This window comes from Advenella sp. FME57 (assembly GCF_014897675.1).
Classification (GTDB): Bacteria; Pseudomonadota; Gammaproteobacteria; order Burkholderiales; family Burkholderiaceae_B; genus Advenella.
In genome coordinates, this window is sequence record NZ_JABUXU010000003.1 from 191,723 (window position 1) to 217,269 (window position 25,547).

Sequence of the window (25,547 nt, forward strand, 5' to 3'; positions counted from 1 at the left end):
TTAATGCCTAATGGAGATTTGACATGACTGTTGTTCACGATACGCCAGGTGCGCTGCGGCTGCATGGCGTTGACCATACTGCGAGACCGACCTGGCGCTTGCGCGAGACCGTCGCGTTTTACCGAGATGTGCTCGGCTTGCGCCTGGTCCATGTTATATCTGCTCGCGGGTGGGGGCCTGCGAGCCATCCGGATTTCCTGCATTTCTTTTTTGATAGCGGCAATGGCAGCACGATCGCGTTTTTCTACTATCTGGGCGCGCGGGAGCCGGAAACCATGCAGGGACGCAGTAGTATGCGGCCGTTGCCTGAAGATCATGTCGCCGATGCAACGCATACCGCGTGGCTGGTGCAGAATGAAGCGGAGTTGAAAGCCTGGAAAAAAAGGCTAGAGGATGCGAATCTGCAGGTCTCCGTCGAGACGCGCCATGAAGTGATCGAGTCGATTTATGTTCGCGACCCCAATGGCTATTTCATCGAATTTACTCGTAAATTGAGGTCGTTGGGCCGGGTTGACGAAGTTGACGCCGATCTGACGATACAGGCGGCGATACAGGCCGAAGACAGCGCGCTGTCCAAGGGCGAACGCATCCGGCATATCGATGAAGTATGGGCCCGCAAGGCAACATTGCTTGAGCAGCAAGGCACAATGGCTCAGACGCCGGCCGCAGGCGTTCGCATCTTTGTACCCTGCGTCGAGGAGTTTGCGCCGCTGGTGCGTGACGCAGAACAACGCGATGACTGTCAGGTCGTCAAGAGTGAATATTTCGATTGTATTTGTGCGGACAAGCCGCTGGAGTTTCGCCGCAAGGTGCTCGGATTGAAACCCGCTGTGTGGTATGGCCTGTTCACAGGCGGTGTCAGTGGCGTCATTGAAGTGCTGGACCGGGACCGGGTTCGGATCGTTCCCGTGACAGGCTGATCTATTGGCAGGAGACAAAAAAATGCAAAATATTCGTTACCCCATAGAGGGTGTTATTTATCATGAACAGGAGCGCGCACGCGCCTGGTATGACAATGGCGCGTGGCAGCAGCAGACGGTCGGCCACTTGTTGCGAGCCACGGCGCGTCGGTGTCCAGAACGCCAAGCGATCATCACCGAGGAAGGCAGCGTCACGTTTGCACAACTGGATGAGCAAACCGAGCGGCTGGCCGCGGCGCTGCTGAACCTGGGCCTGGACCCTGGCGATCGTGCCATCTTTCAGATGGGCACCACGCTTGAGACCGTCATTGCGTTGCTGGCCTGTTATAAAGCGGGCATCGTACCGGTGTGTTCATTGCCGCAACACCGGGAACTGGAAATCGGTCAATTGATCCGTCAGTCTGGTGCACGTGGATACTTTGTTCAGGCTGATGTTAGCGCCTTTGATCTGGTTGCTTTCGCGCAGCGAATGATGTCCGACCATGCCGGATTGACACGACTGGTGGTGGCGCGCGGGACTTCATCGGCCGGCAACGATTTGCGCGCGCTGATCGAAGCCATGCCGCTCGCGCGAGCGCAGGCAATCGTCGCCGAGCATGCACCAGCCTGCGAGGATGTACTGGCGTTCCAGTTGTCTGGTGGCACGACCGGCATTCCAAAAATTATTCCGCGTTTTCATGCTGAGTACATCGCGCACTCACTTGCCTGTGCGAAGAACTATCAACTTGACCAAGATGATCGTTTCATTTGGGCTTTGCCATTATTGCACAATGCCGCGCAGGTGTATGTCCTGATGCCGGTCATCGCGATGGGCGTGTCAGCAGTTCTCATGCCCCGGGTCGATGTGCCGCTTATGTTGACGCTGATTGAGCGATACAGGGTCACGCGAGCAATTTCAATCGGACCGATCGCACCGCAATTGATGGCTTATTCCGATCTGGCAAGGCATGACTTGTCTTCGCTGCGTCTGTTTATAACAATGAGCGCAGCCGAGCGACTGGAAGAACATTTGCGCATTCCATGCTCCAACCTGTTCGGTATTACCGAGGGCTTGCTGGTTGGATCACCAGCCGGTGCACCACCTTACCTTCGCCACAAAACGCAGGGCCGCTCGGGCTGCGCCGATGATGAAATCCGCTTGCTGGTGCCCGGGACAGAAGTGGGCGTTGAACCGGGACAGATGGGTGAACTGTGTTTTCGCGGACCGGCCACCGTTCCCGGCTTCTTCGACGCACCGGCAGCCAATGCCCAGGCCTACACGTCTGACGGCTTTTACCGAACAGGCGACATGATGATAGAGCGGATTGTTGACGGCCAGTCCTATTACAGCTTTGAAGGCAGGTTGCGCGACAACATCAATCGTGGCGGCGAAAAGATCGGATGTGAAGAGGTTGAAGCACTGGTCAGTGCGCATCAGGCCATTTCCGAAGCACGTCTTGTCGCCATGCCAGACCCCATTTACGGCGAGAAGGGCTGCGTCTTCATCACATTGCGGCCTGGTCACGCCGCGCCTTCTGTCCAGGAATTGATGATGTTTCTCGTTGAAAAGGGTTTGGCCAAATATAAGTGTCCCGAACGCGTCGAGGTGATTGAGGCCTTTCCGGTTACCAAAGTGGGCAAGCTGGACAAGATGATGTTGCGCAGAATGATTGCAGAATTAATCAATCACGAGGCCCGGCAGGGCACGGGGGAACGTAATGATAAGTACTGAGTACGTTGTGAATGAAGCGCCGTTTGTGATTCGTCGACGGGTCAAGTGGGGCGATTGCGATCCTGCTGGGGTGGTCTACACCGTCACATTCAGCGAGTATGTCATCTCGGCTGCTGAGCTTTTTTACGGACAGCTGCTGGGCGGGACACCGCAGCGCGTGAAGGACGAGCATGGCTTTGGCACGCCAACGCGTGCATTGACCTTTGATTTTCGCGCCTCACTCTGGCCTGATGAAGAGTTTGACATGGCCGTCTATGTTGAAAATATCAGCCAGCGGACCTATACCTTGCACATCGCCGGCAGTGTGCGTGGTCAGGCAGCGTTCGATGCACGATTGACGCCCATTTGTGTGGCTCGTGGCGAGCGCCGGGCCATTGCCTTGCCTGACGTACTGCGCGATGCGCTGCTCGGTTATCAGCATGACTGCGAACAACAGGCGCCATATGGGAGTACGAACCAATGAAGATCGCAGTTATTGGCGCCGGCCCTGCCGGCCTGTATTTTTCTCTCCTGGCCAAGAAACAGGATCCTGGCCATGATATACGGGTTTATGAGCAAAATCCGCGAGGCGCCACCTATGGTTGGGGCGTGGTATTTTCCGACGTGGGACTGGCTTTCCTGCGCGAGGCCGATCCTGCGTTTTTCGACACATTCGTGGCGCATCACGAGCGCTGCGACTATATGCAGATTATTCACCAGGGTACGAGTGTCCAGGTGCACGGCAATCATTTCTCGCGCACCGCGAGACTGGATATGCTGGATGTGCTGGAACAGGCCTGTTTGCGGGCTGGCGTGCAAATCGAGCACGATTGCCGCATTGACGATATTGAACAGCTGGCTGCCGATGTTGATATGGTGGTGGCGGCAGATGGCAGCAATAGCGCAGTTCGCAAGCAATACGCCGATCAGTTCCGCCCCAGTTTTGAGCGCCGCCGCAATAAATTTGCCTGGTATGGAACGCATCAGCGCTTTCATCCTGTCTCGCTGATCTTTCGTGAAACGGACCACGGCATTTTTATTGCACACAGTTATCAATACAGTGCGACGTTAAGTACGTTTCTGGTCGAAGTAGACCCGGATACCTGGCACCGCGCTGGCCTGGATGTTGCCAGCGAAGAGCAGAGCCGTCGCTATTGTGCCGAGGTTTTTCGCGCCGATCTGGGCGCGAACGCACTGCTGACCAATCGTTCCCTGTGGTTTGAAGCAAATATCGTTCGTAATGAAAACTGGTCGTACCGCAATATTGTGTTGCTGGGCGATGCCTTGCGGACGGTTCATTTTTCGCTTGGTTCAGGTACCCGTATGGCCATGCAGGATGCCATCGCGCTGAACGAAGGGTTGCGGCAAAATCCGGGCGATGCCCAGGCCGCATTTGGCGTATTCGAATCCCGGCGCAGGCAGGCCTCATCCAATTTCCAGCATGCAGCAGCGCGAAGCCTGGATTGGTACGAGAACGTCGCGGACAAGATGCAGCTGGATCCGGTGTCCTTTGCCTACGACTACATGAGACGCACCGGGCAGGTCAGCCATGATGATCTACGTCAACGGGACCCGGGTTTTACCGCCGCCTATGAAGTAAGGCACCCAGCCCTGTTTTTACAAAATACGCATGACGTGAACCATTAAATAACGTACCCAATAACCATCCATTCAATTGGAGGAGACATGAAAAAAATACTTACTCTGGCAACGCTCATCCTGGGCGTACTGACCTGTTCGGCGCAGGCCCAATCCTCAACCTATCCGACTCGCAGTGTTCGTGCCGTTTTGCCCTATTCGGTTGGAAGCGGCCCGGACACGGTCGCAAGAATGATTGGGGAGCAATTGTCTGCGGCATGGAAACAGCCGTTCATTGTTGAGAATAAACCCGGCGCCAATGGGTGGCTTGCTCTCGGAGAGGTCAAACGATCCGCAGCGGACGGGTACTCGGTGGCGATCGTGGATAACACCCATATGACGCTGCAGCCTCATCTGTATAAAAAAATGCCATTTGATCCTGCCCGGGATTTTGTCGCGGCTGCGCCCATTTACTCCACACACTTTTTCATCGTCGTTGCAGCCAATTCTCCGTGGCGCAATGTTGAGGATCTGGTCCAGGCGGCGAACAAAGCGAATGGACATCTCACGTACGGTACCTGGGGGATAGGTAGCGTTGCGCATCTGGGGTCGACTATTTTGCAGCAGCGTACACAGACGTCGATGACGCACATTCCATACAAGGATTTGTCACAGTTGTATACGGCAGTGGCGAATGGCGATGTGGATTGGGCTTTCGGTACAGCAGCGACAGTACAGAATCTCTACCAGGCAAAGCGAGTGAAGTTGCTTGCGCTGGCAGCGCCCACCCGACTGGCTTCGTATCCTGATGTGCCTACGGTCACTGAGGCCGGTGGCCCGAAGGACTTCGAACTGGAGACCTGGGTGGCTGCGTTTGCCCCCCGAGGTACGCCGCAGGACGTCATTGAACGTCTCAATACTGCCATCGCTGCTGCGCTACGCACGACCGCAGTGAGGCAGCGCTTTGAAATCTTTGGCTTTAATGCATGGTCTGTCGATGTATCAGGCCTGGCACATGCGGTGAATGAGGACTCGGCACATTTTGGCCAGATCGTAGAGAAGGCCAATATTGCTTTGGACTAAGTGGCAAGCCAGCGGAGATGATTGGAGGGCGTTCTGTCGCTTGCCAACATTGATTTCTGCGGAAGCCACTGTCTTGAGCCAGTTTGCGTGATCGATTGTTCGTTTTTTTCGCTCCAGGAACGTGCCAGGGCAGGGTCGATATGTATCGAGCGAAACACCACGAGCATTTAACCGGTTGGTGGTCGGCTCTCTCATTGAGCACTTGCCATAAAAACTCGGATTCCAGTAACGAGCGGCGGCTCCATACACCAGATGTGGGCGACGCTGATAACTGCTGTTCTTGCCGCAGTTATCAGGCCAGCTCTCGATTATTTTACGGCGCCATACTTTTTCAGAATGTCGACGGCTTTATCAATCGGCAACGCTTCCACAACACGGCCGTCGCGTCCCGTGGTTCTTTTTGCTTTTAGCAATGAGTTATAAATGGCTTCCTCGGTTGCTTCTACGGTTGCAAGAAAGAGCGGCGACATGGCATTATTGCCAAGCACTTTCGTTTCCCGTACTGCGTCAGACGAATTGATCCTGCTTTCTGGTGCGGTGCTAAAGGCAATCACGTAATCACCACTGCCATTGGTCGCCGGCGATCCCGTGCGGGCCAGCCCGAGCATGGCTCTTTTGGCCAATCGCTCCAGGTTTCTACTACCCAGCGGCGCATCGGTGGCAACGATCATCATGATGGATCCATCCGCACGATCACTGACATGATCGAGCTGAATGGGATCGTTCTTCGTTAGCGTCAACGCGCCATTGCCGGTATTTGCGCTGACCTTTTTACCTTCGAGTGCTTCTTTCAAATAGTAGCGGCCCAATTCCTTGCCTACCGGCGCACCGTTCATGGTAAGCACGCCGCCAAAATTGGTCTGCACCAGCACACCCACCGTATAGCCGCCTGCGCTTTCAGGCACCACCCGCGATGATGTGCCGATGCCGCCCTTGAATCCGAAGGCCTCTGTGCCGGTGCCAGCGCCCACGGCGCCTTCTTCGACAGGGCCGTTACTGGCCGATTTCAATGCCGCGAACACGTGTTCCTGGCCGACGTGGCGGCCGCGCAGGTCATTAAGCCGGCCGTCATTGGTCTCGCCCACCACGGCATTGATCGACCGTACGTCCTCGTTGCCCGGCAGCGCCAGCATCCAGTCCAGTAAGGCGTCGGCCACGCGAGGCACGTTGAGCGTCCCGGTCAACAGGATGGGCGTCTCGATCTCACCCAGTTCGCTTATCTGGGTCGAACCCATGAGTTTGCCAAACCCGTTTCCAACGTGAACTGCGGCAGCCACCTTCTCTTTGAAGAGGTTGCCCGCATGGGGCAGGATTGCCGTTACACCAGTACGTATGTCCTCTCCCTTGTTCAGTGTGGTCTGGCCCACCAGAACGCCGTTGACATCTGTGATTGCATTCAGTTTGCCAGGCGACAGGACGCCGCTGACTAGGCCGATATCGCGCGCCCGTGGTCGGTTGTTGGTGTCATTGGCAAGTGCCTGTGCGTGGCCGCAGATCAAGACAGAAGCCAGCATGATTGAAAGTAGCTTTGGTGCAGCACAGCGCATTGTAATCTCCCGAAAAATCACAACTATAATTTAACTTCGGAAGATGGTCATTAAAAATATTGCGAGTGCACGGGGCTGATCCACTGATATGCGTGCGGCAAGCGTATGCGTCAAAGAGAATCTGAGTCATGGATACGGACTGTACTCATCGTCTTATCCGCGTCGGTTTCGCCACAAAGAAATATCTGTGCATGACTGACTGCCTGTTCATGTTAATTCATATAGGCAGTATGTTGGTGGCCAGAGACGTGGTGTAAGGTTCAGGTGCATTGCCGATACTATTCCTCGGTCGTCTACGCAGATTGATGTAGGGGGCGGCGTGGAAAAAACAGTCACGCGGCATGAAATTAAAACCTGTCTGTTTTCAGTCGCAGCAAATTTTTTATGTCGATTGACATGATTTTTAGGGTAATCCCGGTCGTTGAATATTTCAAATATGTATATTATTCATAATAATGAAAATTTCATTTTTCAATATAACGGACACAGCGGATGAAGACCATGGACACCGTTACGCCGGCTTCCGGTGCTAAATTCACTGGAAAAATCGTGTCATTTGTCGATTTTTGGCTGGGGCAGCAACTGCGGGCGATCAGGCGCGAACAAAGCCTGTCTCTGGAACAGGTCGCACGCAAGGCAGATATCTCAATTGGTTCGCTCAGCCAGATTGAGCGCGGCATGACCTCGCCGACCGTCAATATGCTGAACCGGATCTCGGGGGCGCTCAATATTTCACTTGGTGAACTGCTGAGCAACACCGAGTGCACTGATGAACAGACCGATGGCTGGATTGCCAGGGCCGCCTCGCACAGGCAGGTGGTGATGAAAGACAAGAAGATCATCAAAAAAATTATCACGCCTTCGCGCTGTCGCTCGGTGGATTTGTATCAGGCCATTATCCAGCCAGGCGGCAGTTCCGGCGATGAATGGATCACCACCCGCAGCGGCGAAATCAGCGGGCTGGTGATCTATGGGCAATTGCAGTTGTGGTTTGACAAGCGTTACGTGACGCTTGAACAGAACGATACGTTTTGCTATACGAGCGATATGCCACGCAAGTGGAACAATCCGACCGATCAGGACACATGTGTGCTGTGGGTTATTACCAAACCCGAAAGGGACTAGGAGAACTTCATGGGAATGAAAAAACTGTTATCTGTATGTATGCTGGCGGCATGTGTGAACGGGTCGGTTGCACTGGCTGCAGACAACTATAAGGTGGGCTCCACGCCCACCGGCATGCCCTTTACCTATCTGGATGCCAAGTCAGGAAAAATTGCGGGTGTGATGGTCGATGTGATTGACGCTGTCTCAAAGAAAGCCGGCTTTACCTATGAAATCAGCCCCATGGTGTTTTCGGCCCTGATCGGGTCACTGCAATCGAAGCGGATCGACATTGTTTCGGCTGCCATGATCAAGACAGACGAACGGGCAAAAATCATTGATTACACCAATACCATCTTCAGCTATGGAGAAGGGCTGGTCGTACCCGACAGTGACAAGACGCAATACACCAGTCTTGAGCAGTTGAAGGATAAAACCGTGGGTATCCAGATTGGTACCGCCTATATCGCACCGGCGCAGAAAGCCGGGGTGACGGACATGAAGCTGTATGATGCATCAACCGATATGATGCGTGACCTCGAAAAAGGTCGGGTGCAGGCCGTACTGGTGGATCAGCCGATTGCTGCGGCGTACCTGAGCAACAATATGTTCAAGAACGTGCGTCTGGTGGAAAGTTACAAACCAGTCGTTGTGCGCGATCTTGGATTGATTACACGCAAGGGTGAAACTGAACTGCAGCAAAAACTCAATACGGCGATTGATGCGCTCAAGGCCGATGGAACCATCGCATCCATTCTGAAAAAATGGAAGCTTGAAAAATAATCATGCCGCTCGTGCTGGCACCGAAGCGTGCCGGCGCCGCGACCACCACACGCAACAAGAATAATGGCTCCCTATGGATGAATTGTCGGTACGCATTGCCCAGTATTTTCCTGTGCTTTTACAGGGTGTCAAGGCGACCCTTATTGTTACGGCAGGCTCGTTGCTGCTCTCTACGGTGCTCGGCCTGATCTGGGCGCTCATGCGCAGTTCCGGCATTCGGTGGCTGGCCTGGCTAAGCGAAAGTGCCGTCAATATTATTCGCGGCATTCCGATTATCGTTATTTTGTTCTACGTCTATTTCGTCTTTCCTGATATCGGCATCGATGTGAATGCAGTCCAGGCTTCTATTCTGGGCCTGGGCGTCGCCTATTCGGCATATCAGTCGGAAAATTTTCGTGCAGGGATTGAAGCGATTGACCATGGTCAGGTCGAGGCGTCGCAATCGATGGGAATGACCTGGGCAACCATGATGCGGCGGGTGATCCTGCCGCAGGCGGTGCGCATTACGTTGCCGCCCTATGGGAACACCATGATCATGATGCTTAAGGACTCGTCCCAGGCTTCAACCATTACCGTGGCAGAGCTGGCCATGCAGGGCAAATTGCTGGCCACATCGAATTTTGACAACGTCACCGTATTTACCATGGTTGCGATCATGTATCTGGTGATGTGCATGCCACTTATTTTTCTTGTGAAGTACCTGGAAAAACGGACAAAGAAAGCATGATCACACTTGAAAATGTTCACAAGCGTTTCGGGCAGAATCATGTTCTGCGCGGCGTCAATGCGAAGGTTGAAAACGGCGAAGTCGTATGTATTGTCGGCCCCTCGGGGTCGGGAAAATCAACCATTCTGCGCTGTATCAATGGCCTGGAAAGTTACGAAGAAGGGGCCATCCGCATTGACGAGAAAATGGTCGATCGCAAGAGCAGTCATCTGCGACAGATTCGCCAGGAGGTGGCCATGGTGTTTCAGCGCTTCAATCTGTTTCCCCATCGCACCGCGCTGGAAAATGTCATGGAAGGGCCCATCTATGTCAAAGGCATTGAACGGGCACAGGCGCGTGCAGCGGCGACGCAATATCTGGAAAAGGTCGGGCTGGCAGACAAGCTGTCGTCATACCCGCAGCAGCTTTCCGGCGGACAGCAGCAACGGGTCGCAATTGCGCGGGCGCTTGCCATGGAGCCGCAGGCCATTCTGTTTGATGAGCCCACGTCTGCGCTTGATCCGGAACTGGTTGGCGAAGTGCTCAATGTCATGGCGGATATGGCGCGCGCAGGCATGACCATGATCGTGGTGACGCATGAAATGGCCTTTGCCAAAGAGGTGGCCGATCGCGTGTTGTTCTTTGACCAGGGCGTGATTGTGGAACAGGGCAAAGCCACGGATATCCTCAATGCTCCGCAGCATCCCCGGACCCAGGATTTTCTTCGGCGGGTTCTGCACCCGTTCTGACTTTATTGCATTTGTATTTAAGGACGTTCCATGTTTCCAGCTAACCGGTTTCCTCTGGCTCCCGCTTTGTGGCACGATACTGCCGTCGCGCCTCCGGTAACCATCCCCCTGATGGCAGCGGCCGAGACCGACACGTTAATTATCGGGGCAGGGTATGCGGGCCTGAGCACCGCGTTGCATCTGGCACAGTCGGGGCAACAGTGCATGGTGCTCGAGGCCAGGGAAATCGGGTTTGGCGGGTCCGGCCGCAATGGTGGGCAACTGGTGCCAGGGTTGAAAAAAGATCCTGCGGAACTGCTCAGCGCATACGGGCCGGAACGCGGCAGGCAATTGATTGAGTTTGCCAGTACGACCACCAGTACCGTTTTCTCATTGATCGACCGCTACAACTTGAATGTGCCGCATACGCGCAATGGCTGGATACAGCCGGCGCACTCCCGGTCTGCGTTGGCGATTGTACAAAAGCGCGTTGCCGACTGGCAAAAGCAGGATGCGCCCGTCAGGCCCCTGTCGCGCAGCGATGTTGCCGATTTGCTGGGGACGGACCAGTATCACGGCGGCTGGTTCGATGAGCGCGGCGGCTCAGTGCAACCGCTCAGTTATGCGCGCGAGCTGGCGCGTGTCACGCTTGCAGCCGGGGTGCCGGTGCATACCGGTACGCCAGTGCTGTCTATTGAAAAAAAAGGCAGTGGCTGGCAGGTGACCACCGACAGCGGTCATGTCGTCCATGCCCGCCGCGTGGTGGTCTGTACCAATGCGTATAGCGATGGCATCTGGAAAAACCTGAAAGAGACGGTGGTAGACCCGAATACCTATCAGGTGGCGACCGCGCCGTTGCCCGATGATATTGCCAGGACCATTTTGCCGCAGGGGCAGCCGGTGTCCGACACACGCAATTTGCTGCTTTATTTTCGCAAGGACCATACCGGCCGCTTTCTGATGGGCGGCCGGGGGCCCTTTCGTGAACCGCGCGGCAAAGAGGATTGGGACCATCTGAAAAAGGCCATTACAGTGCTTTATCCTCAACTGAAGGATATTGAATTTGAATACTACTGGTGTGGAAGGGTGTCGGTGACGCAAGACTACATGCCGCATTTGCATCAACCTGAACCGGGCCTGATCCTCAATATCGGTTGCCAGGGGCGAGGCATCGGCTTGCAGACGGCAATGGGCAAAGCCATTGCGAGCTATCTGCAATCGGGCAACGAAGCTGCGCTTCCTGTACCATTTACCCCAGTGCACCGGTTGCCGTTTTACGGTCTGCGCAAGCTGTATGTCGGCGCACTGATTTCCTGGTACCGTTATCTGGACAGCCGCAGCTAGGCTTGCGGCTATTTATTATCGAATTTGACATAAAGCAGGACAATATATGATTCGCGTTGTACTCGCATCGGAAAGCGCTGCCGCCGCGCAGAAATGGCTGAAGGTGATCCAACAGCATTTTCCCGATCTGGATGCCCATATCTTTGACCCACAGGCGCCATCACCGATGCCGGATGTGCGCGCTGCGATCGTCTGGAAACCGCCGGCAGCGCTGTTCGCACGTTATCGCGTCCTGGATCTGGTATTCAATATGGGCGCAGGTGTAGACGCTATTTTGCGTCAGCCTGAGATTGCCGACACCACCCGCATTATCCGCCTGGAAGACGCGGGGCTGGCCAATCCCATGACCGAATACGTCATCCATTATCTGTCGGGCATCACCCGTAATTTCGGCGTTTATGAGCAGCATAGGGAAAATCGTGTGTGGCAGGGAGCCGAACAGGTACCGGTGCAAAATTGTACGATCGGTGTTATGGGGCTGGGCGTGATCGGTGCGCGAATTGCGCAGGCGCTAAGTGCGCTCGATTACCCGGTCCAGGGCTGGTCGCGCAGCCCGAAGGCATTGCCGGAAATCAGGAGTTATCATGGTGAAGACCAGTTTGAGGCCTTTCTGGCGTCAAGCCAGTTTCTGATCAACGTACTGCCACTGACTGACCAGACGCGCAATATCCTCAATCGTGACAGTCTGGGGCATCTGCCAAAGGGCGCCGTACTGATGAACATTGGCCGGGGCGAACATCTGGTAGAGGCCGATCTGATCTCTTTGCTGGACTCGGGGCATCTGTCGCGAGCCGTTCTTGACGTGGCGCGCGAAGAGCCGCTGCCAGGCGATCATCCTTTCTGGGCCCACCCGGCCATCACCCTCACACCGCATATTTCCGGTCCCACCAATCATTACCTGGCAATCAGGCAGATTCGCGACAAGCTGCAGGATGCCCTGCAGGGCAAACCCATCAGTGGCGAAGTCATCCGGGAAACGGGATACTGATCATTCTCAGGCAATAGATTTACTCAGCTGGGTGACGGGCCTGTGCGCTGCTGGGTTGCGCACTGTCGGTCCGATGGCCTGGCAGCGTTCAGCCGCCATTCAGTCTCTGCGGGCCCGCTATGCAAACGCGGTGTGGCTGCGTCATTGGCGTTACAATCGGACAGATCAACGATACGCACACGACTAGCTGACGAATGGGGAGCCATCAATGTCGACCGCTCAAGCACCTACACCGCAACATCCGACTGCTTCACCCGCGCCGCGCGCCGTCATATCGCATCTGAAAAACGCGACGTTCGACCGCGGCTTGCGGGAGTTCTTTGAGTACCGCGATCTGGGTGTAGCCCAGGCAACGGCCGGCGCGTATTCTGTGCACGTGATTCGCGCGTTGGACGGCCATGAAGCGTCGGGCATGCCGCATTTGCATCAACTGGATTTTCAATTTGTATACGTGCTGCAAGGCTGGGTTCAGTTCGAGTACGAACAGACAGGTGTGGTCCGTCTGGAGCGGGGCGATTCGGTTTATCAGCCCCCGGGCATTCGTCATCGCGAAATTAGCCATAGCGCTGATCTGGAAATGCTGGAAGTGGTCGCGCCGGCAACGTTTCATACTGCCACGCTGGAGCAGGTCTGAATTATGAAGGTACTGGTTCAGCGAGTGCGTCAGGCGCGCGTGTGCGTCGATGGCAACGAGGTTTGCGCGATCGGGGCGGGCATGTTGCTGCTGGTTGGCATCGCCCAGGATGATACAGAACAGGATGCGCAGTATCTTCTGCGAAAAACGCTGGCGTTGCGTATCTTCAATGATGACAACGATGTGATGAATCGCTCGGTGCTGGATGTGGGTGCACAGATCCTGGCTGTCAGCCAATTTACGCTGATGGCCGATACGCGCAAAGGCAATCGGCCGTCCTATACGGCAGCGGCTCGCCCCGAGTATGCCAAACCGTATTTTGAACGCTTCGTGCAGCTGCTTTCAGCAGGCCTGGGACAAGCGGTGCCTGTCGGCGTTTTCGGTGCCGATATGCAGGTGTCCCTTATCAATGACGGCCCCGTCACGATTTTGCTGGACAGTCGTGACCGATAAACATAAATGCAATGATGCTCGCCAGCGACCTACCCTTGCGCTGATCTGCAGCAGGGGGTGGTAATGGACACGATTTATGTTTACGTGGTTCTGGGGGCGGTGGTTGCCGGATTTGTACAGGGCCTGTCGGGATTCGGCTTCGGCCTGGTTTCCATGGCGCTGTGGGCGTGGGTGCTGGACCCTCGTCTGGCTGCCGTGCTGGCGGTGTTTGGCGGGATGACCGGGCAGATTGTGGGGGCATTGTCGCTGCGGCGCGGTTTTGATTGGCGCTTGCTAGTCCCCTATGTATTAGGTGGGGTAGCAGGCATCCCTCTGGGTGTCATGCTACTGCCCATGCTTGATGTGAACATGTTCAAGGCGGCGCTGGGATGCCTGCTGATCGTCTGGTGCCCGGTCATGATATTTGCCAGGCGGCTTCCCAAAATCACCTTTGGCGGCAACATTGCCAATACCGTTGTGGGCCTGGGCGGTGGCATCATGGGCGGATTGGGCGGTTTTTCCGGCGTATTGCCTACACTGTGGTGTACGCTGCGTTATTCCAATCGTGATACGCAGCGGGCCATTATCCAAAATTTCAATCTCTCCATGCTGTCTCTGACGATGCTGTCCTACATCCTGTCCGGCATGGTAACGCGCCCCATGGTGCCCATGTTTCTGCTGGTTGTGCCGGCGATTCTGATCCCGTCCTTTATCGGTACCCGGGTGTATGCGGGATTCAGTCCGGAGCGCTTCCGCCTGGTGGTGCTGATGCTGCTGACGGTCTCGGGCTTGGCGCTGCTTGCCTCTGCTGTCCCGCATCTTGTCGCTGCGTAAGGGTCGGCTGGGCGCTATCGATTACCTTCATGCGCCATCGATCACCTCTTCGACAGTACCGGACCGTATCTGCGCCGCGTGCGCAGTGCACGACATGATCGTGCGTGCTGCAGCCGTTTGCTGCTGGCCTGCGTTCAGAAGAACAGGAAGTACAGCACCGGTATCACAATGGCGGTAAAGATGCCATTCAGGCTCATTCCCAAACTAGCGTAGGAGCCGGCTTCCTGGCTGTGCTTGAACTCCGTGGCAGTACCGATCACATGGGAGGTAACGCCCATGGCGAAGCCACGCACATCATCATGCCGGATGTTCATCCATTTGAAAATGAAGGGGCCAATGGTTGCCCCCAGAATACCAGTAAAAAATACAAACGCGGCGGTCAGTGCAATTGCGCCATCGAGCGAACGGGCCAGTTCCAGTGCAATGGGCATGGTGGCTGCTTTTACTGACAAGCCGATCAAAATGTTGCGGTCGGCTCCCATCAACCAGGCCAGACCGACCGAAGTGCACACGGCAACCAGCGAAGAGACCACGAGGGCCAGCACAATGGGGCGCAACTTTTTCTTGATGGTCCGGCTGTGCATGGCAATCGGCACCGCCAGTCCGACGGTGGCTGGTCCCAGCAACAGTGAAAGATAATGGGCGCCCAGCAGATAGCTGCTGTATTCGATATTCAGGAACCGCAGGACCAGAATGATAAGCGTGGTGGCCACCAGCACGGGATTGAGCAACGGGAAGTAACCGCTGCGGGCGAACAGCCACGACGCCAGGCAATAGGCCATGATCGTCAGCAGCAAACCGGTCAGGACAGCAAGCACGGTAACTCCAATAATAAAAATGTCATCTGTTCATCAATAGCGCATGGTTGGGCCTGGCCAGTCGTTGCGCACAAACGTGAGGGATCGCGGCGGCAAGCCAGGAGCTACCGGTTTGCCGGTGCAGCGCGGCCGGCCCGGGCATGTGTCGGCGGGCTTTAACGCTGCTTGTCTGCATAGCGAAACACAAGAATACCCGCCAGTAGCGACAGGACCGTACTGACAATGACAGCTGTAATAACAGCGGGCCAGTATCCATCCAGCAGCCTGTAGCTGACCATGATGCCTACCGTAGCCGGTAAAAACAGGAGCGCCAGATGCGAGAGCAGGGCCGGTATATGTCTGGCCATCAGCGTAAACAGGGGTGGTCGAAGTTTAAACGCCAACAGCAGCAGGAGCAGGCCCACAATAGGGCCGGGCAGAGGCAGGGGCAGCACACGGCTGACGCCTTCACCGGCAACATAGCAGACTGCAATCACAAGTAGAGATAAGAGCATAAGCGTCAATCGTCACAGACAAGGATAAGGGTGTGCCCATTATACTTTCTTCTTAAGAAGGTAATATTGGGTATGCAATCAGTATATTTTTTACTTAAAGTTAATGATCAAAAGGCGCATCATCGTCGATAAAAGAACTCATCAGTGCCTGCCTGCGGCCGTTCCCGAATCAGGATTGCGCATCGGTGTGAGATCGGCCCGGGGTATATGGTATTCTTTGAATATTCAGTGACAGAGTCGTTCAATAATAGGATCGGGAGTCAATCCATGAAGCTTAGAAATGCCAGTCTGCTTAAAGGCAAATGTTATATCAACGGTAAATGGATCGGTGGCAAGGAGGTCATCGAAGTGACCAATCCGGCAACCGGCAAGCGCGTTGGCACTGTACCCAAGCTCGGTAAAAAGGAAACGGCAGATGCCATCAAGGGCGCCAATAAGGCCTGGCCGGCATGGAAGGGGCTGACTGCCAAAGCGCGTGCGGCCATTCTGCGCAAGTGGTTCACGCTTATCAATGACAATGCGGATGACTTGGCTTACATCATGACATCCGAGCAGGGCAAACCCCTGGCCGAAGCCAAAGGCGAAGTCACTTACGCCGCCTCGTTCGTCGAATGGTTTGCCGAAGAAGCCAAGCGCGTCTATGGCGATACGATTCCTGCACCGCAAACTTCCCAGCGCATTGTGGTGACCAAGGAGCCCATCGGCGTATGTGCTGCCATCACACCCTGGAATTTCCCGGCGGCGATGATTACCCGCAAGGTAGCGCCTGCGCTGGCCGCTGGCTGCACTGTCGTGATCAAGCCGGCATCGCAAACCCCGCTTACTGCATTGGCGCTGATTGAACTGGCTGAACAGGCGGGCATACCACCTGGCGTCATGTCTCTCATTACGGGTAATTCATCTGAAATCGGCAAGGAACTGTGCAGCAACCCGCTGGTGCGCAAGGTCAGTTTCACAGGGTCGACCGAAGTGGGGCGCCTCCTGATGGAGCAGTCGGCCAGCACCATCAAGAAAGTTTCCATGGAGCTGGGCGGCAACGCGCCATTCATTGTGTTTGACGACGCCGATATTGATGCGGCCGTCGAAGGCGCTATGATTTCCAAGTACCGGAATGCCGGCCAGACTTGCGTATGCGCCAATCGTATCTATGTGCAGAAAGGCGTGTACAAGGAATTTGTCAAAAAGCTGGTTGCGGCAGTTGAAAAACTGGTTGTGGGCGACGGTACCGGCAAGAACGTACAGATCGGTCCGCTGATTGACGAGAAGGCAGTGGAAAAAGTGGAAAGCCATATCAGCGATGCCCTGGGACACAAGGCCAAGGTCCTGACCGGCGGTAAACGCAGCAAGCTGGGCGGGCTGTTTTTTGAGCCTACGGTCATCGGCGATGCAACGCAGGATATGGCGTTTGCCCGTGAAGAAACATTCGGCCCGCTGGCGCCGGTCTTCAAATTTGAAACGGACGAAGATGTCATCAGGATGGCTAACGATACCGAGTTCGGGCTGGCCGCCTATTTTTATGCGCGCGATCTGGGGCGCGTCTGGCGGGTCGCCGAGCAACTGGAATACGGCATTGTAGGTATCAATACCGGTCTTATTTCTACCGAAGTGGCCCCGTTTGGCGGTGTAAAGCAATCCGGCCTGGGTCGCGAAGGCTCTCACTACGGTATCGACGATTATCTGGTCATCAAGTACATGCTGATGGGCGGCATCTGATAAATCCCTGGGGCCCGGTCCGCCAGCGGCAACTGGGCATTTAACATTTAATAGTCAATATTCGATTCACCGAGCAAATACGTCTTAACATGAAACAGCAGATACCCAATACCTTTCGCCAGAAATTGCTGGCCCGTGAAACACTCATCGGTACGTGGCTGAGCACCACCAGTCCCATGCTCGCCGAAGTAGCGGGTGTTTGCGGCTACGACTGGCTGCTGTTGGATGGCGAGCATGCGCCCAACGACATTCCGGTGCTGACCGCCCAGCTGCAAGCCATCAATGCCAGCAACAGTGCCGGTATCGGTCGTCCGCCGGTCAATGACCAGACCTTGATCAAACAGTATCTGGATATTGGTTTTTACAATTTGCTGATTCCGTTCATTGAGTCTGGCGAGCAGGCCGAATATGCGGTGGCGGCAACACGCTATCCACCGGCTGGCGTGCGTGGCGTTGCCGGCATGACCCGGGCCAGCGCCTATGGCACCGAGGCGGATTACTTCAAACAGGTCAATGACCATATCGGCGTGATCCTGCAAATAGAAAGCCGCGCAGGCGTGGAGGCGGTAGAAGACATTGTTGCCGTAGACGGCGTGGATGCCATTTTCATTGGTCCTTCCGATCTGTCAGCGGCCTATGGGTACCTTGGACAGCCCCAGCATCCAGAGGTGCAGCAGGCCATTGCCCATGTCCATAAAGTGGCGGCCGCCGCCGGCAAAGCCAGTGGTATTCTTGCGGTCGTGCCCGACGAGGCTGCCGTTTATATCAAGCAGGGCTTTAGTTTCGTGGGTGTCGGCGTTGATCTTTCCGTATACAAAAATGCCTTGATGAGCTTGCGCAGCCGGTTTTAATATTGGTGTAGCGTCGGTGTCGTAGCGGCGTTTTATAGTAAGTTTATAAACGAGGATGCTGACAAGTTTGAAACTCAGGACAATTTTTGCTAGCTTTATTTCCTTTCTGATTTTTCCTGCTGGCTCAATGTCCGCCCAAACCATCACATATGCAATGGGCGACGATGCGCCGCGCAGTGCGCACGCTGTTAGCTCCGATAGTGCTCCACAGGTCATGGCCGAGGTGCCGCCCGCCTGGCCATTCGATCCGGAAAAAAACAAAATTATTCTGCTACCGGTGGATGAGCCGATCGCTACACCTGCACCAGGAGAGGCGGTGCCGCTTGAACAACTGGTCACTGCCGACGCTTTGCGTGGCGTGGACAACTGGGAAAATTATCAGTACGAATCGGGTATTGGCCCGTTCATGACGGACCAGGATGCCGCCGCGTTGCGCAGGCCGTCCTCCAGAATCACGCTCAAGCCTGTGCAAAATTTTTCCACCGACACGCGTACCTGGAATCTGACGACCGAGGACAGAAACCGAATCTCTCTGGGGTCCAATCAGGTCGTGAGCTCGATCGGCCAAAGTGCTTTTCGAATCGGCGGCATGCAGTTGAGCCGGCAGCCGGATGGCACGCAGGACAACTGGTTTATCAATAGTCACCAGCTGGCCTATTCCACGGCGGCGGGGGCCATGGATTACTCAGCTGCTTCGGGTGAGGATGCCAGCTTTCATTTCGGCAGTGGCGCTGCCAATACCGCGGTGCGCTACGGAGTGAGCGACTCGGCTTCGGTAGACACGCAAGTGCAATTGGCCCGCTCGCTCAAGAACGTGGGCCTTGGCGCCAGCTACGCCCTGGATGACATGGGCGATTTGCGACTAACCGTGAACGCGGGCAAGTATGAGGACAATTCAAACTGGCGCTCGATGTTTGCCTATCGGGCCAAGGTGTTCGATCTGGCCACCTTGCAGTTCTCCAACGAGCTGACCAGCGCCCACTATATGGATTTGTCCAGGCTGTCGCAGGATCCGTTGTCGGATCGCGCCATTCGCAACCAGCTGAAGCTGACCTATCCGTTGGATACGCAGTCGCAGGTGTCAGGCACGTTTGAAAATAGCCGGGTGTTTAACGGTGCTTCCGAACAGCGCTTTGGTGTGGAACAAAGCTACAAGCTGGAGTCGGTTCTGCTCAAGCTGAAGGCGCAACGCGCCGTGCGCAGCGACAACGGCTCATTGCAGTTCAATGTGGATATTCCTATCGGCGGCCCTTAATCCGTGGCCCATAATGTGGCTGAAAAAAGAGAGGGGCCTAGTCGGGGTTCAGTTGATGTTGCTGGCAGAGGGCAGGGGCGCCTGTTCTGCGATCTCGGTTTGTGCCAGGATGCGCGCGAGAATGTGGGGTACTTCGAATACGGCCTGATTATCCTGCGCTTTAACTCGTTCCCGATAGCTATCGAGATTTTCCAGTAAGTGGTGCACCGCGGCGTTGGTTTTCGCGAAGCTAGGCAGCACAATGCCCAATCCGTTCTTGGTGACCCATTCGCCGTTATAGCGCTCCTGGATCATGGTCCATTTGTTGCAGACAATAATGACCGGCATATCCTTGCGGATGGCTTCGCTGATGCTGCCGGGGCCGGGCTTGCCGATAAAGAAATCGGCCATTTCCATGAAGACGGGCATTTGCGTCGTGAACCCTTCCACCAGCTTGTGTGCGTGCGTCTGCATTTTGCTGATTTTTTTGGCCAACGCTGCGTTGTGACCGCAAATGTATATCATTTGCACATCCGAGAGCTGCTTGGCGATCTTGATCATGATTTTTGAACCGTGACCGCCGAACATGGCCAGGCCCACCGGTTTGTCCGGATCAAAGCCGGCTGCGATCAACTGTTCGCGGCGATCCATCTCGGGTTTCTTGTAGAAATCAGGATGCAGCAGCATACCCGAGCTTGCATGGATATGGGAGTTGGGATGACCTGCGGCACGCGCCTGTTCCACCGCCTTGTCGGTACCACAGATGAAATGCTGTTGCTGGTTATTTTCAATCCAGAAATGGGGCGCATTGTCGGCCAGATCGGTCAGAATGGTGACATAAGGCACGCCTGGCAGCGACGAAACCAGGCTTTCGTACATGGCCCGGTTGAAATTGGGAACCAGCGAGACCACCATGTCTGGCTCGGTTTCAATCCAGTGTTCCTGCAGCCGTTTGAGCATCACCTGGTGGGTCAGCCGGATAAATGCCTGCAGGATGCGCAGTTCCGGCGTCATCGCCATGGTCCAGCCTTTGGCCAGCTGCCGATTATAAAACTCTTCGGGAGCAACGCCAGTAACCCGTTTATATACCTGTCGTGAATCGAGTACCTCAAACAGGTTGACGAGCCTGACGTTCCAGTGAGGATGGCTGTTTTTGAGTACCGCCTCAAGGGCCCGGGCCGACGCCCGATGACCACCGCCCGCATTGAAGTAGATCAAGTCAATATTTTTATTCATAAATGGCTTTCTCTCAATGGTTCAGATGAACAGTTTATGACCATATTGTGGCATGAATATGAATTGCCGCAAATGATAAAATGTGTCGGACTGATACGAATATACAGTGCCGGTGCGAAGTGCGCTAAGTAAAGGCGCGAAAGTGTTGGCCATTTCGCAATACGCTTGCCTTCCCGTTCGTCGGGCTGCTTGCTGTCGCATCAGCTGGGGCAGTCGATAAAAAACCCGGCAGCGCCAGGAGCGCGGCCGGGTCGGCACAAGTGCAATTGTGCTGATAAAACGCTATTTTTGCGCGATCGTGGTATTGACACCCGTATCATGCGAAGCCCAGCGCGCCGTAATCGACTTGGTCTGGGTCCAGAACATCACCGCCTGCTTGCCGTTAGGCCCCAGGTCGCCCAGTTTGGAGCCGCGCGAACCGGTGAAGCTGAACCATGCGACGGGAACAGGGATCGGAATATTGATGCCGATCTGCCCCACATCGATATTGTTCTGGAAATAGCGCGCATTGCCGCCGCTTTGCGTGAAAACGGCAACGCCATTGCCATTCGGATTGCGATTGACAAACTCCACGGCCTCTTCCAATGTATCGACGCATACAATGCAAAGGACCGGGCCGAAAACTTCTTCGCGATAAATCGCCATGTTCTCTTTGACATCGGAAAAAATGGTCGGGCCAATGAAATTGCCGTCTTTATAGTCCGCGACAACGACATCGCGGCCATCCAGCAGCAGGCTGGCCTTTTCATCCACACCGCTCTGGATCAGCTGCGCAACGCGCTGCTTTGCCCGGGGCGAGACCAGGGGCCCCAGATCGGCCTGGCGATCGCTGCCGGCATTGACTTTCAGTCCTCTGGATTTTTCTACAAATTCGTCAATCCATTCCCTGGCTTGACCCACCATCACGGCCACCGACGTGGCCATGCAGCGCTGACCAGCCGCACCGAAAGCGGCGCCGACCAGCTGGTTAAGGGCCACTTCTTTGTCGGCATCAGGCAGGATGACGCAGTGATTCTTGGCCCCCATCATGGCCTGGCAGCGTTTGCCTGCATTGGATGCACGCTGATAAATCTGCGTGCCCACATGCGTGGAGCCGATAAACGACACTGCCTTTACATCCGGATGTTCGCAGAGTCGGTTTGCCACGTCCGGACCGCCGTGCACAACATTGAGCACCCCGGGTGGCAGGCCCGCTTCATGCGCCAGTTCGGCCAGATACAGCGATGCGCTGGGATCCTGTTCCGAAGGCTTGAGCACAAATGTGTTGCCGCAGGCTACGGCAATGGGGAACATGAAGCAGGGCAGCATGACCGGAAAATTGAACGCGGTAATCCCGACGCACACGCCAAGTGGCTGAATCAATGTATACACATCGATTCCGGTGCCGGCATTTTCTGCATATTCTCCCATCTGCAGGCTGACGATAGCGCATGCGTGTTCGATGACTTCAAGACCGCGACCCACTTCGCCTTCGGCATCAGGCAGCGTTTTGCCATGCTCCAGTGTGATCAGCTCGGCCAGTTTTGTTGCGTTGTCGCGCACCAGTTGCTGCAGTTTGAGCATGACGCGCATGCGGTTGCCCTGACTGGTATTGCGCCAGGTCGCAAATGCGGCCTTGGCGCTGGCAACCGCCTCGTCCACTTCCGAGATTGGCGCCAGCGGTACGCGGGCCACCACTTCCTGGTTTGCCGGGTTCACGACATCCAGCCAATCCTTGGCCGAAGACTGGACTTTTTTTCCGTTGATCAGCAGCGGAATATTGGGTATGGCACTCATAACATCAATCCTTTAATTTTTTACAAGAGGGCAGGTAGATTCGGAAAGGGGGCTAAATGCTTCTGCTGCCGGAATGGTGGCGATCAGTTTCGAATAATCCCATTCACCTTTCTTTTCTTCCGGTTTTTTGACTTCATACAGATACATATCGTGAATAACCCGGCCATCGGCACGGATAGAGGCGTTATGCATGATCGGATCCTCGATCGGCAGCTTGCGCATGTGTTCGGCAACCTTGGCGCCGTCTGTCGTGCCGGCAGCTGCCACGGCTTTCAGGTAATGCAATACGCTGGAATACACGCCGGCCTGGGTCATGGTGGGTTTCAGGCCCTTATAGGCCTTGGCAAAGCGTTCGGACCACTGGCGGGTACCGTCATCAAAGTCCCAGTAGAAGCCGTCCACGTAGGTCAGGCCCTGGGCGTTCTCGTTGCCTAGCGCGCGCAGGTCTGACAGGAACATCAGCAGGGCCACCAGGCGCTGGTCGCCACCACTGACGCCGAATTCCTTGGCCTGCTTGACTGCATTAACCGTGTCCTGGCCACCGTTGGCCAATGCCACAACCTGCGCGCCGCTGCTTTGTGCCTGCAACAGGAACGAGGCATAGTCGCTGTTGTTCAATGGATGGCGCACCTGGCCAACCACCGTGCCGCCCAGTTTCTTGACCATTTTCGCGGTATCGGCTTCTAGCGAGTGGCCAAATGCGTAATCCACGGTCAGGAAAAACCAGGATTTGCCGCCGGCCTGGACCGTGGCTTTTGCTCCCCCCACCGATTGGGAATAGGTATCGAACATCCAGTGAAAGCCCATCGGAGAGCAGGATTTATTGGTCAGGGCAGTGGTGGCCGGTCCCGAGAACAGCGCGATACGGTTTTTTTCCCTGGCCACATTCTGTACCGCCAGCGCCACTGCTGAATTGGTCAGATCGGCGATGGCGGTGACGCCTTGACGGTCAAACCATTCCCGGGCCTTTGCCGCCCCTACGTCGGCCTTGTTCTGATTGTCGGCAGACACCAATTCGATTTTCATTCCCTTGCACGGACCCGCAAGGCATTCATCGATGGCAAGCTGCGCTGCCGCAACCGAGCCGGCGCCGCCCATGGAGGCATAGGTGCCCGACATATCGGTAAGCACACCTACTTTTACTTCGGGTGTATCGGCGGCCCAGGCAGTAAGCGCCATGCATGACGCTGCTGCCAGTACTGTTTTCCTGATCAACATAGGAGTCTCCTAAATTTTTAATAGTTTTATCGTTTTGTTTGCAAAACGTATCCAGTTTGATGTGTATAAATCAATTTTGCAATAGAATATTTGCACATTTAATGTTCATTTTTGCACAACCCTTACACAACTTTTACACAACAACTCATGCCTGACTGGGACGATATCCGCTATTTTCTGGAAGTGGCCAGAACACATAGAGCCAGTGCCGCAGCAGCGCGGCTGGGGGTGGAGCACACCACCGTCACCCGGCGCATCCGCCATCTTGAAGCGGACTTGGGGCAGCTGCTTTTCGACAAATCGCGCAGCTCAGGATTTACCCTGACGCGTTCGGGCCAGCAATTGCTGGCGCATGCCGAGCAGATGGAGACGCATTTATACAATGCGCAGGAACAGATTCTGGGGGTCAGCCAGAGCCCGGCCGGGCATGTGCGGGTGGCAGCGACCGAAGCTTTCGGTTCGTGCATTATCGCGCCCCTGTGTGCGCAGTTCCAAAGCCAGTTTCCCGATATGACCATAGACGTCTTGCCGGTTCCCCGCTTTGTCAGTCTGACCCGTCGCGAAGCCGATATCGCCATCACCATAGAACGCCCGGCGCGCGGGCCTTATGTCACCCGCAAACTCACCGACTACACGCTGCTGCTATACGGTACCCAGTCCTGCTTTGATCGCTATGGTGCGGTCAATACCGAAGCGGATCTGCATCATCATCGTTTTATCAGCTATGTGGATGAACTGCTGTTCAGCGACCAGTTGCGATATCTTGAGGACATTCTGCCGTTTACCAAACCTGTTATAAAAAGCACAAGTGTCATCGCGCAATATTACAGTTGTCTGCAAGGGCACGGGCTGGCCATTCTGCCGTGTTTTCTCGCCGGCCAGAATCCACAGCTTATTCCGGTGTTGCAGGACAGGATCGGGATCACGCGCAGTTTCTGGATTTACTATCATGAAGAACTGAAACGACTGAAACGTATTGTGATGCTTTCGGAACACTTATGTGACATCATAGGAAATAACCGACTGCTGGTACAGGGCAGGATGCCGGTGCAGCAGGTACAATGACAATTGAAAAGTGATTTGTGAAAACCTGATTTCCAGAAGGAGTACACGCATGACCATTACACTGACAGCGGCAGACGGGCACATTCTGCAGGCCTATACGGCCGGTGCCGAAGATGCGGAACGGGGCATTGTGGTCCTGCAGGAAATTTTCGGCGTCAATAGCCATATTCGCGATGTCTGTGATTTCTATGCTTCAAAGGGTTATCGCGTGATTGCACCGGCGTTGTTTGACCGGATCGAGCCGGGCGTGGAAATGGGCTATACCGCCCAGGACGTCGAGCGCGGCAAAGCGTTCAAAGCCAGAGTGAGCTACGAGGATGCGCTCAAGGACATCGAGGCGGCGGCAGCGGCCTTGTCGACGCAGAAAAAAATCGGTGTGGTAGGCTTTTGCTGGGGCGGCACCCTGACATGGCTTGCTGCCTGCCGCAGCGCTGCGTTTTCGGCAGCTTCCTGCTGGTATGGCGCCGGCATTGCCGAGTTGCGCGATGAAAAGCCCCAATGTCCGGTGCAGATGCACTTTGGTGAAAAAGACAAATCGATTCCGCCTTCGGATGTCGAGGCGATTCGTGCCGCCCAGCCCGACGTGGATGTCTGCATTTATGATGCAGACCACGGTTTCGGATGCGACCAGCGCGGCTCTTATGATCCTTTTGCCAGTGAACTGGCGCGTACGCGCACAGTGGAATTTTTCAAGGCGCATCTGTAACCTTGCCTAGCAGCCAATGCAATGTCATACGCCCGACTATCGGTGCTGTGCAAGCGCCGGGCGCA

Annotated in this window: 25 protein-coding genes; 19 read left to right on the plus strand and 6 right to left on the minus strand. The window is 55.3% G+C overall.

The genetic code is table 11. The features are described from left to right. Positions 1-23: 23 nt before the first annotated feature. Genes INT32_RS05550 through INT32_RS05570 form a run of 5 tightly spaced genes read left to right on the plus strand, consistent with a single transcriptional unit; the run spans position 24 to position 5,271 of the window. The gene (locus INT32_RS05550; protein WP_193087732.1) at positions 24-920 is read left to right on the plus strand and encodes a VOC family protein; all 897 of its coding nucleotides are present in this window, start codon (positions 24-26) and stop codon (positions 918-920) included. Positions 921-942: 22 nt separating this feature from the next. Continuing rightward, entirely contained in the window at positions 943-2,631 is a 1,689-nt protein-coding gene (locus tag INT32_RS05555; protein ID WP_193087733.1) for an AMP-binding protein, read from the plus strand. Then, entirely contained in the window at positions 2,618-3,094 is a 477-nt protein-coding gene (locus tag INT32_RS05560) for a thioesterase family protein (protein ID WP_193087734.1), read from the plus strand. The genes INT32_RS05555 and INT32_RS05560 overlap by 14 nt, the downstream gene beginning before the upstream one ends. Further along, complete coding sequence (locus INT32_RS05565) at positions 3,091-4,257, plus strand: FAD-dependent monooxygenase (RefSeq protein WP_193087735.1); 1,167 nt, start codon at positions 3,091-3,093, stop codon at positions 4,255-4,257. Before INT32_RS05560 ends, INT32_RS05565 begins: the two co-directional genes overlap by 4 nt. A 39-nt stretch (positions 4,258-4,296) precedes the next feature. Next, entirely contained in the window at positions 4,297-5,271 is a 975-nt protein-coding gene (locus INT32_RS05570; RefSeq protein WP_193087736.1) for a tripartite tricarboxylate transporter substrate binding protein, read from the plus strand. Positions 5,272-5,579: 308 nt separating this feature from the next. Here the strand turns inward: INT32_RS05570 and INT32_RS05575 are convergent, their stop codons facing one another. Continuing rightward, positions 5,580-6,818, minus strand: a complete 1,239-nt coding sequence (locus INT32_RS05575; protein ID WP_193087737.1) for a P1 family peptidase — start codon at positions 6,816-6,818, stop codon at positions 5,580-5,582. 492 nt (positions 6,819-7,310) lie between these two features. On the opposite strand from INT32_RS05575, the gene INT32_RS05580 reads away from it, so the two are divergent. The 9 genes from INT32_RS05580 to INT32_RS05620 all read left to right on the plus strand — a co-directional run bounded on the left by INT32_RS05580 (position 7,311) and on the right by INT32_RS05620 (position 14,371). Further along, positions 7,311-7,943 carry a helix-turn-helix domain-containing protein gene (locus INT32_RS05580; RefSeq protein ID WP_193087738.1) on the plus strand — a complete coding sequence of 211 codons (633 nt, stop codon included), beginning with the start codon at positions 7,311-7,313 and terminating at the stop codon, positions 7,941-7,943. A gap of 9 nt (positions 7,944-7,952) precedes the next feature. Beyond that, positions 7,953-8,705 (plus strand): substrate-binding periplasmic protein, encoded by a 753-nt coding sequence (locus INT32_RS05585; RefSeq protein WP_370540177.1) that lies wholly within the window; start codon positions 7,953-7,955, stop codon positions 8,703-8,705. 73 nt (positions 8,706-8,778) lie between these two features. Continuing rightward, positions 8,779-9,432, plus strand: a complete 654-nt coding sequence (locus INT32_RS05590; RefSeq protein ID WP_014749992.1) for an amino acid ABC transporter permease — start codon at positions 8,779-8,781, stop codon at positions 9,430-9,432. Continuing rightward, positions 9,429-10,160, plus strand: a complete 732-nt coding sequence (locus INT32_RS05595) for an amino acid ABC transporter ATP-binding protein (RefSeq protein WP_193087739.1) — start codon at positions 9,429-9,431, stop codon at positions 10,158-10,160. Before INT32_RS05590 ends, INT32_RS05595 begins: the two co-directional genes overlap by 4 nt. A gap of 30 nt (positions 10,161-10,190) precedes the next feature. Further along, positions 10,191-11,483 carry an FAD-binding oxidoreductase gene (locus tag INT32_RS05600; protein WP_193087740.1) on the plus strand — a complete coding sequence of 431 codons (1,293 nt, stop codon included), beginning with the start codon at positions 10,191-10,193 and terminating at the stop codon, positions 11,481-11,483. A 46-nt stretch (positions 11,484-11,529) separates the two neighbouring features. Further along, a complete protein-coding gene (locus INT32_RS05605; protein WP_193087741.1) occupies positions 11,530-12,471 on the plus strand; it encodes a glyoxylate/hydroxypyruvate reductase A in 942 nt (313 codons plus the stop codon). A 208-nt stretch (positions 12,472-12,679) separates the two neighbouring features. Continuing rightward, positions 12,680-13,105 carry a cupin domain-containing protein gene (locus INT32_RS05610; protein WP_193087742.1) on the plus strand — a complete coding sequence of 142 codons (426 nt, stop codon included), beginning with the start codon at positions 12,680-12,682 and terminating at the stop codon, positions 13,103-13,105. A gap of 3 nt (positions 13,106-13,108) precedes the next feature. Next, on the plus strand, positions 13,109-13,558 hold the full coding sequence (gene dtd / locus INT32_RS05615) for a D-aminoacyl-tRNA deacylase (protein ID WP_193087743.1): 450 nt from the start codon (positions 13,109-13,111) through the stop codon (positions 13,556-13,558). Positions 13,559-13,621: 63 nt separating this feature from the next. Next, positions 13,622-14,371, plus strand: a complete 750-nt coding sequence (locus tag INT32_RS05620; RefSeq protein WP_193087744.1) for a sulfite exporter TauE/SafE family protein — start codon at positions 13,622-13,624, stop codon at positions 14,369-14,371. A gap of 134 nt (positions 14,372-14,505) precedes the next feature. On the opposite strand, the gene INT32_RS05625 is transcribed toward INT32_RS05620, so the two are convergent. Further along, a complete protein-coding gene (locus tag INT32_RS05625) occupies positions 14,506-15,189 on the minus strand; it encodes an LrgB family protein (RefSeq protein ID WP_193087745.1) in 684 nt (227 codons plus the stop codon). Between the two features lie 155 nt (positions 15,190-15,344). Continuing rightward, positions 15,345-15,683, minus strand: a complete 339-nt coding sequence (locus INT32_RS05630) for a CidA/LrgA family protein (RefSeq protein ID WP_193087746.1) — start codon at positions 15,681-15,683, stop codon at positions 15,345-15,347. Positions 15,684-15,950: 267 nt separating this feature from the next. Between INT32_RS05630 and INT32_RS05635 the strand changes: the two genes are divergently transcribed. The 3 genes from INT32_RS05635 (at position 15,951) to INT32_RS05645 (ending at position 19,502) form a co-directional block, all read left to right on the plus strand. Continuing rightward, positions 15,951-17,396: an NAD-dependent succinate-semialdehyde dehydrogenase gene (locus INT32_RS05635; RefSeq protein ID WP_193087747.1), complete on the plus strand. Its 1,446-nt coding sequence runs from the start codon at positions 15,951-15,953 to the stop codon at positions 17,394-17,396. An 89-nt stretch (positions 17,397-17,485) separates the two neighbouring features. Continuing rightward, the gene (locus INT32_RS05640; protein WP_193087748.1) at positions 17,486-18,247 is read left to right on the plus strand and encodes an aldolase/citrate lyase family protein; all 762 of its coding nucleotides are present in this window, start codon (positions 17,486-17,488) and stop codon (positions 18,245-18,247) included. A 127-nt stretch (positions 18,248-18,374) separates the two neighbouring features. Continuing rightward, positions 18,375-19,502: a hypothetical protein gene (locus INT32_RS05645; protein WP_193087749.1), complete on the plus strand. Its 1,128-nt coding sequence runs from the start codon at positions 18,375-18,377 to the stop codon at positions 19,500-19,502. A gap of 48 nt (positions 19,503-19,550) precedes the next feature. Here INT32_RS05645 and INT32_RS05650 read toward each other — a convergent pair whose 3' ends face one another. The 3 genes from INT32_RS05650 to INT32_RS05660 form a co-directional block, all read right to left on the minus strand. Continuing rightward, the gene (locus INT32_RS05650) at positions 19,551-20,717 is read right to left on the minus strand and encodes a glycosyltransferase (RefSeq protein WP_193087750.1); all 1,167 of its coding nucleotides are present in this window, start codon (positions 20,715-20,717) and stop codon (positions 19,551-19,553) included. Between the two features lie 282 nt (positions 20,718-20,999). Further along, positions 21,000-22,493, minus strand: a complete 1,494-nt coding sequence (locus tag INT32_RS05655) for a CoA-acylating methylmalonate-semialdehyde dehydrogenase (RefSeq protein ID WP_193087751.1) — start codon at positions 22,491-22,493, stop codon at positions 21,000-21,002. A gap of 12 nt (positions 22,494-22,505) precedes the next feature. Continuing rightward, a complete protein-coding gene (locus INT32_RS05660) occupies positions 22,506-23,711 on the minus strand; it encodes an ABC transporter substrate-binding protein (RefSeq protein ID WP_193087752.1) in 1,206 nt (401 codons plus the stop codon). A gap of 147 nt (positions 23,712-23,858) precedes the next feature. On the opposite strand from INT32_RS05660, the gene INT32_RS05665 reads away from it, so the two are divergent. Further along, the gene (locus INT32_RS05665; protein WP_193087753.1) at positions 23,859-24,776 is read left to right on the plus strand and encodes a LysR family transcriptional regulator; all 918 of its coding nucleotides are present in this window, start codon (positions 23,859-23,861) and stop codon (positions 24,774-24,776) included. Between the two features lie 49 nt (positions 24,777-24,825). Beyond that, the gene (locus INT32_RS05670) at positions 24,826-25,482 is read left to right on the plus strand and encodes a dienelactone hydrolase family protein (RefSeq protein WP_193087754.1); all 657 of its coding nucleotides are present in this window, start codon (positions 24,826-24,828) and stop codon (positions 25,480-25,482) included. Positions 25,483-25,547 lie beyond the last annotated feature (65 nt).